The organism is Enterobacter cloacae complex sp. AR_0002 (assembly GCF_001922365.1).
Taxonomy (GTDB): domain Bacteria; phylum Pseudomonadota; class Gammaproteobacteria; order Enterobacterales; family Enterobacteriaceae; genus Enterobacter; species Enterobacter hormaechei_C.
The window spans coordinates 4,831,335-4,843,615 of record NZ_CP018814.1 but is presented as its reverse complement, the minus strand read 5'-3'; the positions used below and the strand labels follow the sequence as shown (position 1 = coordinate 4,843,615).

Annotated in this window: 11 protein-coding genes; 3 read left to right on the top strand and 8 right to left on the bottom strand. The window is 57.1% G+C overall.

Features of this window, described 5'->3' with window-relative positions; genetic code table 11:
- Window positions 1-27: 27 nt before the first annotated feature.
- Window positions 28-1,359, bottom strand: coding sequence for an MFS transporter (locus AM329_RS24070; protein ID WP_023323645.1), 1,332 nt, complete (start codon window positions 1,357-1,359; stop codon window positions 28-30).
- A 215-nt stretch (window positions 1,360-1,574) separates the two neighbouring features.
- Between AM329_RS24070 and AM329_RS24065 the strand changes: the two genes are divergently transcribed.
- A complete protein-coding gene (locus tag AM329_RS24065; RefSeq protein WP_023323646.1) occupies window positions 1,575-2,495 on the top strand; it encodes a LysR substrate-binding domain-containing protein in 921 nt (306 codons plus the stop codon).
- A gap of 18 nt (window positions 2,496-2,513) precedes the next feature.
- Here AM329_RS24065 and AM329_RS24060 read toward each other — a convergent pair whose 3' ends face one another.
- The 6 genes from AM329_RS24060 to AM329_RS24035 all read right to left on the bottom strand — a co-directional run bounded on the left by AM329_RS24060 (window position 2,514) and on the right by AM329_RS24035 (window position 10,110).
- Window positions 2,514-3,893: an amidohydrolase family protein gene (locus AM329_RS24060; protein WP_023314699.1), complete on the bottom strand. Its 1,380-nt coding sequence runs from the start codon at window positions 3,891-3,893 to the stop codon at window positions 2,514-2,516.
- 1 nt (window position 3,894) lies between these two features.
- Window positions 3,895-4,851 (bottom strand): carbamate kinase family protein, encoded by a 957-nt coding sequence (locus AM329_RS24055; RefSeq protein ID WP_032609988.1) that lies wholly within the window; start codon window positions 4,849-4,851, stop codon window positions 3,895-3,897.
- Window positions 4,848-6,428 carry a hypothetical protein gene (locus AM329_RS24050; protein WP_032609989.1) on the bottom strand — a complete coding sequence of 527 codons (1,581 nt, stop codon included), beginning with the start codon at window positions 6,426-6,428 and terminating at the stop codon, window positions 4,848-4,850. The genes AM329_RS24055 and AM329_RS24050 overlap by 4 nt, the downstream gene beginning before the upstream one ends.
- An 11-nt stretch (window positions 6,429-6,439) precedes the next feature.
- Entirely contained in the window at window positions 6,440-7,855 is a 1,416-nt protein-coding gene (locus tag AM329_RS24045) for a DUF1116 domain-containing protein (protein WP_032609990.1), read from the bottom strand.
- A complete protein-coding gene (fdrA, locus tag AM329_RS24040) occupies window positions 7,855-9,396 on the bottom strand; it encodes an acyl-CoA synthetase FdrA (protein ID WP_032609992.1) in 1,542 nt (513 codons plus the stop codon). The genes AM329_RS24045 and fdrA overlap by 1 nt, the downstream gene beginning before the upstream one ends.
- A gap of 108 nt (window positions 9,397-9,504) precedes the next feature.
- Complete coding sequence (locus AM329_RS24035) at window positions 9,505-10,110, bottom strand: ankyrin repeat domain-containing protein (RefSeq protein ID WP_022651715.1); 606 nt, start codon at window positions 10,108-10,110, stop codon at window positions 9,505-9,507.
- A gap of 320 nt (window positions 10,111-10,430) precedes the next feature.
- On the opposite strand from AM329_RS24035, the gene AM329_RS24030 reads away from it, so the two are divergent.
- The gene (locus tag AM329_RS24030) at window positions 10,431-11,360 is read left to right on the top strand and encodes a LysR substrate-binding domain-containing protein (protein WP_015571650.1); all 930 of its coding nucleotides are present in this window, start codon (window positions 10,431-10,433) and stop codon (window positions 11,358-11,360) included.
- Here AM329_RS24030 and AM329_RS24025 read toward each other — a convergent pair.
- A complete protein-coding gene (locus AM329_RS24025) occupies window positions 11,357-11,515 on the bottom strand; it encodes a YqaE/Pmp3 family membrane protein (RefSeq protein WP_003862203.1) in 159 nt (52 codons plus the stop codon). The genes AM329_RS24030 and AM329_RS24025 overlap by 4 nt on opposite strands.
- A 179-nt stretch (window positions 11,516-11,694) precedes the next feature.
- On the opposite strand from AM329_RS24025, the gene AM329_RS24020 reads away from it, so the two are divergent.
- Window positions 11,695-12,213, top strand: a complete 519-nt coding sequence (locus AM329_RS24020) for a rhodanese family protein (RefSeq protein ID WP_032609995.1) — start codon at window positions 11,695-11,697, stop codon at window positions 12,211-12,213.
- Window positions 12,214-12,281 lie beyond the last annotated feature (68 nt).

Genomic DNA, 12,281 nt, shown 5'->3' with positions numbered 1-12,281 from the left:
CCATTAGGACAAGAGAGATTTAATGTTTTATTTCGGCTCTTCCAGCAGCATAATCATTATTAAGCCAATGGCTGCGCAAATACCGAAATAAATAAACACGGAATTAAAACTACCTGTTTTATCCAGCAGATAACCTGCCAGCATCGGGGAAACAAATCCGCCGAGATTACCGCCGCTATTGATAATGGACGCGGCAATCGGATAGGTTTTACTGTCCGCAACAGCCATTCCATAAGCCGTAAAAGCGGGCCAGCCGATATTCAGACAGAGGCCGACAAAAAATAACCCGACGCAAACCGCGACGGTGCTTTGCGGAATATTCAGCATAATAACCATCATTAAAACGGTGCTGATGGCGGTAAACATCATGGTCGGTTTACGTCGGCGGCCGAGCAGTTTGTCGGAGACGTAGCCGCCAAAAATCGCACCGATAAATCCACCGATGCACGGCATGCTGGCGACCAGCCCCATGCTCATAAACGTAAAGCCTTTCTCTTTCACCAGATAGAGCGGGATCCACGTCAACAGTCCGTACAGCACGCTGACCATCATAAAATAGGCCAGGCAGTCGCCGAGAATATTCTTCGAGGTAAACAGCCCTTTCACCGTGCTTACCGGGGCTAATTCCCGCACGCGGATCAGCCGATCGAGGCGTGCAAAGCCTGGTGAAATCACGATATTTTCCCGTCTGGCGTCCGGGGTCTCCTGACCGGCGGTAATGGTCTCCAGCTCCGCTTTCGAGACGAATGCGCTCTCGGACGGCCTGGTGCGTACCAGCAGATACCACAGGACGGCAATGACCAGGCCGGGGATCGCAAAGGAGAAGAAGACCCAGCGCCAGCCCCAGGTCATGGCGATCCACACTGCCAGCGGCGGCACGAGGATGGGCGCGAACATGGTGGCGGCGATGTAGACGCCCGTGGCCGTGGCCTTCTCCTTTGGCGGAAACCAGTTATTGATGGTGGAGGCCAGCCCGACCGGGCACGGCCCCTCTGTTAACCCCAGCCCCAGGCGGATACACTTCAGGCCCAGAACCGAGGTTGCGGTGCCCATCAGCCAGGTAAAGGCAGAGAAGCCGAATATCGACAGTGCCACCATGCCGCGAATTCCCTTTTTGGCAATAAAAAAGCCCGCAGGAATTTGGCTCAGGGCGTATCCCAAAAAAAACATGCTGGCGATGGCACCGGCTTCGAAATTATTGATATGAAATTCGTCAATGATAAACGGCAGTACTGCACCAATATTTGTTCGGTCAGCATAGTTAATGGCATAAACAATAAAAATTAATGCCAGCACAACGAAACGGTAATTGGTTTTTTTAGTCTTTATGTAGGGGACAGCTTGTTCTATACGAGACATAACTTACCTCATTATTCGAACACCGTGAGTCGTTTTATTATTGCGTTCAACGTCAATATATCGGCTCACCCATGAAACGCCATTCAATAAAGCTCATTTATTGCTGAGATAAATTTGATTCGCGATACAGCTCAAAAAAATAACATCGGGATAAAATTGCCCGCTCGCAGTCTCAATGTTATGTTTTTTATCAATTATCGTGTAAGGAGTAGGCCATGTCCGCGCAGGATCGCCAGACGTTATCGCTGCCCTCGCTCAGAAATTTGCAGGCGTTTATCGCCGTTGCTAACGCCCTGAGCATCCATCAGGCGGCGGAACAGCTCAACGTCACGCCTTCGGCGGTAAGCCACCAGATCGCGTCGCTGGAATCGTGGCTGGGCAAGAAATTATTTATCCGCAGCGGCAAAGGGGTTCAACTCACCCCGACGGGAGAAAAATATCTGCGGGAGGTCTCGGCGGCGATGAGCGCCATCGGGCGCGCCACCGATCAAATCGTGAAAGAAAAAGACAATGCTGTGCTTCGCGTGCACTCTTCCCCCACCTTCGGGCTGTCCTGGCTGTTGCGCCGTCTGGGCAGATTCCGCGCCGAATATCCTGATATCACCATCAATCTCACCTGCTCCTATGAGAACCTACAGTTCGCCAGAGATAATATCGACATTGATATCCGTCACGGTATTCCGGACTGGGACGCCTACCGGGTGATGACCATTAAAAACGACACGCTGGTGGTATTGGCCTCGCCGGACTATGCAGAAGAGCATCCCATCAGCACGCCCGCCGATCTGCTGCAACAGTCGCTTATCTCGTCCACCAGCACTCTGGTGAACTGGGAGAAATGGTTCGCCTGGCACAATATCGACAGGCCCTGGCTTAATTTCAGCCTCAGCTTCGACCGCTCCTACATGAGCTTTGAAGCGGCGCGCATGGGGCTTGGGTTTATTCTGGAGAGCAAAATGATGGCTACCGATCACCTGAAGGATGGCTCGCTGGTGCAGGTGCTGCCTGATGAAATGGGTATCGCCATCAACGCGCACCATCTGGTGATGCCGCACATGAACGAACGCGCGTGGAAGATCCAGCAGTTCGTCGAGTGGATTGACCGTGAGTTGCGATTGTCGGGGTATCACCTGTAGCGATACCCCAACGTGGCGTCAGGCGACCGTGCCCCAGACCAGATTCCCCTTGTGGAACGTCGCGGTGCGCGGAGAAATGCGCGCCACCGCCTCGGCGGAACAGGAGGCGTCAACCAGCACAAAGCTGGCGTCGTCCTGCGCTTTAGGCCACACGCGCTCACCTTTGTCGTTCAGCGGCAGCACGTCGCCGGTGGCGATGCCCAGCGCCCGCGAAAGCGTCTGCTCGTTCGGGCGAATATAGAGCTGGGCGTAGAGGTTGGCTTTCTCCAGCATGTCCCCCAGACCGTACGGCGACCAGTGGTCGATCACGCTGTCGGTACCGGTCATGACAAACACGCCTTTATCACGTAACTGCTTCAGCGGCATGTGCAGGGTGCCAATCGGCACGGTCGAGGCGATGGTTACCTGCTGTGCCGCCATGCGGGTGGCGATCTCATCCACCTGCTGTTCGTTAAGCGTGGCCAGCGCGAAGGCGTGGCTGATGGTCAGCTTCCCCTTCAGCGCCGGCGTTTTCTCCACGGTTTCTACCATGTAGTTCACCGCCGCCACGCCCGCCGGGCTGGTTTCATGCAGGTGAATATCCACCCCTTTGTCGTAATCCAGCGCAATCTGGAACATGGTATCTAGCGATTTCTCCATCGCGCCGTCGACGCTGGTTGGGTCCAGCCCGCCCACATAATGCGCCCCCGCCTGCATCGCCTCGCGCATCAGCTTTTCAGAATTCGACAGCAGCAGGCCGTGCTGCGGGAAGGCAACGATTTCGCAGTCAAAGCCTGCGCCCCGGCGCGCCAGTACCGCCTGCAAATTTTCCAGGTTTTTCAGGCCGGAAACCGGCTCTATGTTGCAGTGGCTGCGGGCGATGGTGGACCCTTTGGACTGGATCAGGTCGATCAGCTTTTCGGCGCGTTCTTGCGTGTAGGGCTGTAACTCCGGCAGCAGCTTCTGCTCCAGGCGGATCATGTCCTGAATGGTGGTGCCCGCCGGACGGTTCAGGGAGCGCCACGGGCCGCCGTAGAAGGTTTTATCCAGGTGAATGTGCATGTCGCGCATCGCCGGAAGCATCAGCTTTTTACCCGCGTCGTAGTGCGGCAGGGTCGCGTCGGCGTGGCTGCCGTTATCGCGCAGGGCGACGATTTTCCCGTCTTTGATCTCCAGCGTTTTCAGCTCGGTGCGGGTGCTTGTCGCCACGCTGCCGTCGTAGTTAAACCCGGCTTCCAGCAGCACGTTGTCGAGATAGTAATGTTTTGCGGTGATGTTCATCGGTTTACCCGTCTCGCAGGTTGCCTTTACAGAATCGGCAGCATACGCGACGGAACCCGTGGCGCCAAACAGCGCGCAGGCAGTAACCATTTTGCCGCTCTGGCTGATAAACTCGCGGCGGCTTTTATTCTCACTCATCTTATCTTCCTTCATTAATAATATGGGTACCCGTTTCACCGCGCAGCGCTGCGGGCAGGCAGTCCGGCGAGGTGATGATTACGCGCCTGCCGCCATGGCGTAAAAATTCCAGCGAAGCGACGATTTTTGGCAACATGCTACCTGCCGGGAAGTGGCCTTCATCCATGTAGCGCGTCATCTGCGCCACGTTGACGGTATCCAGCGCCTGCTGGTTCGGCTTGCCGAAGTTCACGCACACTTTCTCCACGCCGGTGGTGATCACCAGCACGTCGGCGCGGATCTCGCGCGCCAGCAGCGCGGTGGAGAGATCTTTATCGATAACCGCATCCACGCTCTGGTAATCGCCCTGGTCACTGCGCACCACAGGAATGCCTCCGCCCCCCGCGCCGATGACCACAAAACCTTTCTGCGTTAGCGCCTTAATCGCATCCGCCTCGACGATGCGCCGCGGCTGGGGCGAGGCCACCACGCGGCGATAGCCCCGGCCTGAATCCTCAACAAAATGCCAGTCCGGGTGCGCGAGCTGTAGCTCGTCGCGCTGCGCCTCGCTGAAGAACGCGCCGATCGGTTTTGTCGGGTGCGTAAAGCCGGGATCGTTTTTATCCACCTCCACCTGGGTGACGACCGTGACCGCCTTTTGCTCGCCACGCGCCGCCAGGCGGTTGTTGAGCGCCTGCTGGATCAGGTAGCCGATGCCGCCCTGGGTATCCGCCACGCAGTTTGCCAGCGGGGTCAGCGGCAGCCCTTCCCGCTCGTGGGCGATTTCGGCGCGGCGCAGATCCAGCCCCACCTGCGGGCCATTGCCATGGGTGAGCACGATGTCATAGTCCGAGGCCAGCATTTCGAGCACCGACTCAGCCACCGCTTTGACCGCCTGCGCCTGATGCTCAATCGACTGGCTGGCGTTGTCTTTGATAATGCTGTTGCCGCCGATGGCGACGACCATAAGCTCTTTCATTTTGTTTCCTTTAGAAGGTGCGTTCTGGTGCCCTCACCCCGGCCCTCTCCCACAGGGAGAGGGGGATTAACAGAGGTATCCAGCACATGCTTCACCACAAACATCCCGCCCATCATCAGGTAGGCCGTGACAAACATCAGGGAACTGCCCTCGGCAAAGCCCACCACCGGGGCGTGGATCACGCCAAACAGCGCCAGCAGCGCGCCTCCTGCGGCGGCGACGGCCCCGCGCAGCGGTTTGTTGATAATGGCGAAGATGGCGATACAGCCCCAGAGCATGCTGGCGAGCGGCGCGCCGTTGCCGAGATGCATCAGGCCTTCGTAGTAGATCCCCTTGCTGTGCAGCACGTCGGTGCCGATTTTCGCCGCGCTGGTCCCCCCGGCGCTCATCACGCTGTTCATCATGGTCAGCGCCCAGTTGGCGATCCACGGGAACAGGCAGATGAAGATGACGGGCACCTCCACTTTCGGGGGTTCCCTCACCACCTGGTTGGCGGTGACGACACCGATAAACACCAGAATCGGCACGATGGCGGTCATCGGTATGATGGCGAGCATAAAGGCCCCCAGCCCGAACAGCGGCACGATGAACATGGTCACGCCGGACGCCAGGGTGTAGCCGATGCTGGCGCCCATCGCTTTCCAGCCAGGATGGCCGACGTAGACCGTGACCGGGAACGGATTGCCCATCAGGCAGCCGAGCATCGAGGCCAGACCGTTCGCCAGCATTACCTTGCGGGTCGGGTATTCATCCCCTGCCGCGTGGGCGCTTTCGATGTTCTCCAGGTCAAAGATGTAGTTTGCCAGCCCCAGCGGTACGGCGGACGCCAGATAAGGCAGCGCGTGCGGCAGCCCCTGCATAAAGCTGTCCACGTGCACTTCCGGCGGGTTAAAGCCGAAGGATGACATGGACGCTTTAATGGCATCCGGGCTTTGCAGGCCAGAGATCCACGCAAGTAGAGTACCGGCAATTAACAGCAGCAGGCCGGTCGGGATACGGGCGAAAATCGGCTTTTTACCGAACCAGTTAATGAAGATCAGCAGCAGGACGATAAACGACACGGTCGGCGCTTCGAACGCCTGCAACATCGGGTTCATCGCCAGCAGCAGCAAGCCAAGACCGGACAGGCACGACAGCAGCACGGTGCGCGGGATCATCTTGCGGATGGTTTCCCCCAGGAAGGAACCGCCCGCGAGGATCATCGCTTCCACAAAGCACCACACCAGGCCAATCTGAATCGCGAAATCCGCATCGCCAGTTTGCTGGTAAACCGGCATTAAGACCAGGAAGGTCACGGTAAAAATCGACGGCGCGCTCGGGCCGGACGGCAACGCGGTGACGTCCGTTCGTCCGGTAGCGCGCGCCATTTGCAGGCCAAACCACGTATAGCAAAGACTCGCCACCAGCACCGCCAGCCCGAAGGCTGGCGCGATGCGTCCATAAACAATCTCCTTCGGGATGCCGACGACAAAAATGAGCAGCCCCATCATGGTCAGCAAATTGGTCAGGTTGTTGGTCATCAACCCGAAATAAGCTGCCCAGTCACCTCTTTTCCACTCCAGTTTCATGTTTTTCATGGATGCATGCCTTATAAAAAGTAGCGATCGCGGAAGGTCAACAGCGCCTTTTCAAAACAGCTAAACGGCGGGTGAACGATGCCCGCCCCAATCATGCCGATCCCGGCGTCCTTGTGGGCAATGGCGGTATTAATGACCGGCAGAATGCCGCTGCCCGCGACCTTCGTGATGTCGATGGCGGTCGGGATCCCCATAAAGGAGAGCAGCGGAATGGTGACGTTCGGGTTTTCGCCGAGGGTGATTTCGCGCATCTGGCGAGAAAAATCGATGGCTTCCTCCACCGTGCCGCCCACCAGCGCCACGATTGCCGGGGCCGTCGCCATCGCAAAGCCGCCGATGCCGTAGGTTTCGGTGATGGCGCTGTCGCCGATATCCAGCCCGGAGTCTTCCGGCTTATAGCCCGCGAACATCGGGCCGATCACCTGCTGCGCCGGGCCGGTGAACCACTGCCCCGGCAGGCCAGAAACGCGCAGGCCGAACTCGTAGCCGTTGCGCGCCATGGTGGTGACGACGGTGCTGTACTCAATGCCGTGGGCAGCATCCAGCGCGGCCTTACACATCGCCATCCACGTCGGACCGGAGAAATAGTCGCTGCTGGCGACAAACTCGAACACTTCACGCTGCTGCGTCACGGGATAGCCCGCCTGGATCAGCCCCGGCGTCAGCGCCTGAATAAGCAGCGTGGTGCCCGCGTTGTTGCGGTTGTGGCACTCGTCGCCCATGTGCAGCGCCTGGGCCAGCATCAGGCGCAGGTCGATTTCGCCGATAATCTTCATCGCGTCGCGCAGCATCGGGCCGAGCACGTCGCGCATCCAGTTCAGGCGCTCGATCACGCTCTGGTCATTAGCCCCCATACGCAGGATCTTCGCCATCTGCTCGCTGAGGTTGGTGAAGGCGCGGTTGCCGTAAGTTTTGTTCTCAACGATGTGCATAAACATCGACGCGGAGGTGACGCCCGCCATAGAGCCCACACAGTCGTGCTCGTGGCACGGCGAGAAGGTGATGTCACCTGACGCCGCCAGCCTTGCGGCGTCCTCCAGATCCGTCGCCAGCCCTTCAAACACCAGCGCGCCGGTAACCGCACCTTTCATCGCACCGCACATGTTTTCCCAGGTAACTGGCGGACCGGCGTGCAGAATGGTCGTGCGGGTCATGCCCGGCACCACGTTGATGGCCTGGTCATAGCCCACCAGCACCGGATGGGACTGAATAATCCGCTCCAGGGCAATTTTGTTTGCGGCGGCAATTTTCTCCGCCAGCGGTTTTTCCGCCAGCTGGTCGAGCGCTTCAACAACCTGCATATTGCCCTGCCCCGGCGGCGTCCAGTCGAGCTGGGTCACGGGAACGTGCTGCTTTTTGAGGTCGTCGCTGAACATCGCAATGCCGACGTTAATGACGTTTAGCGGCTGGTTGAATAAAGTGGTCATTATGCTTTCTCCCCTTTGCAGACAAATTCGCGTGCCAGTAATCCGGTGTTGGTGCTGCTGCTGGCCCAGATGACGCCTGCGTCGGTCAGCAGCTGGCACTGCTGCGCCAGCGACTGCGGATCCTGATCGGTGCCGAGCACGTAGCCGAGAATTTCCAACGGACGGTTGTCGGCGTTCGCGATCGCCTGTGCCTCTTTGATCGCCTCGATCATCACCCCCACCGGATCGTCGTGCGCGCCAAAGCCCAGCACGAAGTCCATCACGATGACGCCCACCTGCGGATCGCGCGCCTCCTGTAGCAGGCGGCTGATGCGGTTGGTCGGGTCGATCATTGGGTGTGGCTTGCCGTTGGTGAAATCATCGTCACCGAAATCAAGGAAGGTGTGGGCCTGGCTAACGCTGATATCTTTCAGACGCCTGGCCGGGTCCGGCTGGATGTTGCTGTAAACATCGTCAAACTTCTCCAGCGCGGCAAACATCGCTTCGTCGCACAGGGTGCCGCCGCAGAACAGGCCGCGAATGTACTTCTGCTGCGACGTCAGGCGGGTGCGTACCTCTTCGATCAGCGGCCAGTTGAGCGGATGTAAATCCAGGTCGTCTTTTTTAATGCCGGTAAGCAGCACCGCTTTCAGGGCCGCCTCTTTGGTGCCACGAGCAAACTGCAAACCGTCTTCATCGGCAGGCGGTTCGTTGCGGCCCAGGAAGCACACAACTACAGGCTTGCGGCAGGCGCGTGCCCGGGCCAGCACCTTCTCAGCCACCGCGGGTGCTGGCGGTTTGGAGATGAGCGCTATCACCCGAGTAGCGTCGTCCGCCTCCAGCATGTCGATGGCGTCGAGCATCATCAGGCCGCCGATCTTCTCGCTAAGATCGCGTCCGCCGGTGCCGATCAACTGCGACACGCCGCCGCCGAACTCATGAATGCGCACGCTCAGCTCCTGGCTGCCGGTACCGGAGGCGCCAACGATGCCAATCGTCCCGCGACGCACCGCGTTGGCGAAGCACAGCCCCGCGCCGTTGATAATGGCGGTGCCGCAGTCTGGCCCCATCATCAGCAGACCCTTTTCATGCGCCAGCTGCTTCAGCGCCAGCTCGTCGTCGAGCGATACGTTATCGGAGAACAGCATCACGTTAAGATCGTTTTCCAGCGCCTGACGCGCTTTCCGGGCGGCGAAGGTGCCGTTGACGGAAATCACCGCCAGGTTGCTGTCCGGACGATGGGTTTTGGCGCTGGCAATCGACGCGTAGCGTGCTTCATGGGAGCCCGTGCGCTCTTTACGCGTGAACAGCGCTTCAATGGAGGCCAGGGTTTCATCATTTGCCGCGTCGCCTTTAATCACGATCATCAGGTCGCCATTTTTCGCGTCCGCTAATTCCGGCGTTAATAGCCCGAGGTTTTTTAATACGCCTTTGTTCATTTCCGTCGCCATCGCCACAAACGCCTGCTCGACGCCCGGCAATTTATTGGCTTTGGTGGAAACCGACATTAAGGAAACCGAATCGAAATACGTATTCTTTTTTATGACGATTTTGGTTGGCATTATTTTCACCTGTTTAAGATAAAAGGGGGCCGCCGTCGTGCTAAATGCACGTCGGTAACAATGCGTTTTTTCAGTAACGGCCAGCCAGGGGAAGGCTGACCGAATGCGCTACGCGCCTGCCGCCAGCAGCAGGTCTGCGATCGCGTTGAAGCCTTTTTCCCGCGCCAGTTCGAGCGGGGTTTTGCCGTATTTATCGGTCATGTGCGGGTTCGCGCCGTGATCCAGCAGCAGCTTCACAATTTCCTGCTGCTTTGCGCCGCCGTCGTTTAATACGATGGCCTCCAGCAACGGCGTCCAGCCGACAAAATTGGTGTGGTTGACGTTGATGTCGGTTTTTTCCAGCAGCTCACGCACGATTTCAACGTGCCCTTTTTCACTGGCAGGGGTAATGCCCACGCCGCCAAAGCGCGTCAGACGGTCGAGATCCGGATCCGCCGGAAGGACAATGCGCAGCAGGGTTAAATCATTGGTCAGGCAGCTGATCAGGAAGGGGTTAAAACAGGTCTGGTCCTGTTTATCAATATCCGCCCCGGCGGCAATTAAAAATTCCACACAGGCGTAATGCTTTTTCAGGCTGGCAATAATAATGGCGGTTCTTTTCTGGCGGTTGGTTACGTTAATATCCACGCCTTTTTCCAGGCAGGCTTTTAGCGCGTCGATATTGCCCTCTTCTGCCGCCAGCAGAAATTCTGTAACCAGTGCAGTTGCAGACATATTCAGATTCCCTATGTTTCACTTCTGATGGCCTGAGAATAGCAACAGCCTGGTCATAAAAGAATCCGCTTAAAAATCATTCATCGACACGCAATTCATTGTTGAGTTAAATTCAACGGTCCGGCAGAAACGTGCGTCTGTGCAACCTTTTTCTTATGTTTTACCGCTTTTACACACTTCAGGCTGCATTATCCTTATGGCTGAAAAAGCCTTACACAGCGCGGCCCTACGTAAAAATACAGAACTGTGACCAACATCAACTATGATGTAACGCCAGTGTTAAAATATGTTCAAAACTGATGGTCACCAGGAGCCATAATATGAATTCCATCTTTACCGAAGAGAATTTGCTGGCCTTCACCACCGCGGCACGTTTTGGCAGTTTTAGCAAAGCGGCTGCCGAGCTGGGCGTAACCACCTCGGCCATCAGTTACACCATCAAACGCATGGAGACCGGCCTGGACGTGGTGCTGTTTGTACGCAACACGCGCAGCATTGAGCTGACCGAATCCGGTTTTTATTTTTATCGTAAAGCGACCGACCTGCTGAATGACTTTCATGCCATCAAGCGCGGGATTGATACCATTTCTCAGGGCATTGAGACGCGGGTGCGCATCTGCATAAATCAGCTTTTGTATACGCCACGCCATACCGCGCGTTTGCTCCAGGTGCTGAAAAAACAGTTTCCCACCTGCCAGATCACGGTGACGACCGAGGTGTATAACGGCGTCTGGGATTCCATCATTAATAATCAGGCCAATATCGCCATTGGCGCGCCGGATACGCTGCTGGACGGCGGCGGCATTGATTATACCGAGATAGGCGCGATCCGCTGGGTATTTGCCATCGCGCCCACGCATCCGCTGGCGTTCGCCCCAGAGCCCATCTCCGAAAGTCAGCTGCGTCTGTATCCCAATATCATGGTCGAGGATACCGCGCATACCATCAATAAGAAGGTGGGCTGGCTGCTTCACGGTCAGGAGGCGATTCTGGTGCCGGACTTCAACACGAAATGCCAGTGTCAGATCCTGGGGGAAGGTATTGGATTTTTACCGGAATACATGACGCGTGAGGCGGTGGAGGATGGGCTGCTGGTAACGCGGCGAATCAATAATCCGCGCCAGGATTCGCGCATGCTGCTCGCCACGCAGCATGCGGCGACCGGTCAGGTCACGCGCTGGATAAAACAGCAATTTGGCCCCGAAGGCGTGCTGACCCGGATCTACAGTGACTTACTGTGGCGTACCTAGCTCTTCGTCTGAACCCAAAATGCGTGGATAAGACCGGGGAAGTAGCCCAGGATGGTCAGAAGGATATTCAGAATAAACGCCCAGCCCAGCCCCTTGCCAAGCAGCACGCCCAGCGGCGGGAGAATAATCGTAAAAACAACGCGCCAAAAACCCATAAATAACTCCGTGCAAGCTAACCAATTGAAAATTATAAAAGACACTTCTCTAAGCGTAGCCAGTTTACGGGTAACTGCCATTCGTCTCTCGCGCTTTTACCTGCCTTTACCCTCTTTACACTGGCTTAAACCCGGCCTTAAATGCTCTACTGTTTTGAAATTGACCGTAAGGAAACATAATGTCTCTTCCTCTTATTTCGCCGCAGCAGGCAAACGCGCTTATTGCTGAAGGCGCCAAACTTATCGATATTCGCGACCCCGACGAGTATGCCCGCGAGCATATTCCGGCGGCGCACTCCATTCCGCTGGATTCGTTACCCGGCGGGCTTAACGCGGCGCCGGGAGAAACGGTGATTTTCCACTGTCAGTCCGGCGCACGAACCTCAAACAATGCTGCTCGTCTGGCGCAGGCAGCATCCCCTGCGAACGCCTGTGTGGTTGAGGGAGGCATTCAGGGCTGGAAACAGGCCGGACTGCTGACCGTTGAAGATCGATCGCAGCCGCTTCCGCTGATGCGTCAGGTGCAGATCGCTGCCGGGCTGCTGATCCTCTGCGGCGTGGTGTTGGGTTACAGCGTCTCCAGCGGTTTTTTCCTGCTGAGCGGTTTTGTGGGCGCCGGGCTGCTGTTCGCCGGAGTGACAGGTTTTTGCGGTATGGCGCGACTTCTGAAAGTGATGCCGTGGAACCGACGTACCTGATAAGGAGTATCTGAAAGATTAGGCTGTACCCCGTCCCGGACGTGGGCTATGGTGAAGATCATGACAAT

Coding starts and splice junctions, on each gene's coding strand:
- AM329_RS24070 (WP_023323645.1), bottom strand. CDS start 1,359: ATGTCTCGTATAGAACAAGCTGTCCCCTACATAAAGACTAAAAAAACC.
- AM329_RS24065 (WP_023323646.1), top strand. CDS start 1,575: ATGTCCGCGCAGGATCGCCAGACGTTATCGCTGCCCTCGCTCAGAAAT.
- AM329_RS24060 (WP_023314699.1), bottom strand. CDS start 3,893: ATGAGTGAGAATAAAAGCCGCCGCGAGTTTATCAGCCAGAGCGGCAAA.
- AM329_RS24055 (WP_032609988.1), bottom strand. CDS start 4,851: ATGAAAGAGCTTATGGTCGTCGCCATCGGCGGCAACAGCATTATCAAA.
- AM329_RS24050 (WP_032609989.1), bottom strand. CDS start 6,428: ATGAAAAACATGAAACTGGAGTGGAAAAGAGGTGACTGGGCAGCTTAT.
- AM329_RS24045 (WP_032609990.1), bottom strand. CDS start 7,855: ATGACCACTTTATTCAACCAGCCGCTAAACGTCATTAACGTCGGCATT.
- fdrA (WP_032609992.1), bottom strand. CDS start 9,396: ATGCCAACCAAAATCGTCATAAAAAAGAATACGTATTTCGATTCGGTT.
- AM329_RS24035 (WP_022651715.1), bottom strand. CDS start 10,110: ATGTCTGCAACTGCACTGGTTACAGAATTTCTGCTGGCGGCAGAAGAG.
- AM329_RS24030 (WP_015571650.1), top strand. CDS start 10,431: ATGAATTCCATCTTTACCGAAGAGAATTTGCTGGCCTTCACCACCGCG.
- AM329_RS24025 (WP_003862203.1), bottom strand. CDS start 11,515: ATGGGTTTTTGGCGCGTTGTTTTTACGATTATTCTCCCGCCGCTGGGC.
- AM329_RS24020 (WP_032609995.1), top strand. CDS start 11,695: ATGTCTCTTCCTCTTATTTCGCCGCAGCAGGCAAACGCGCTTATTGCT.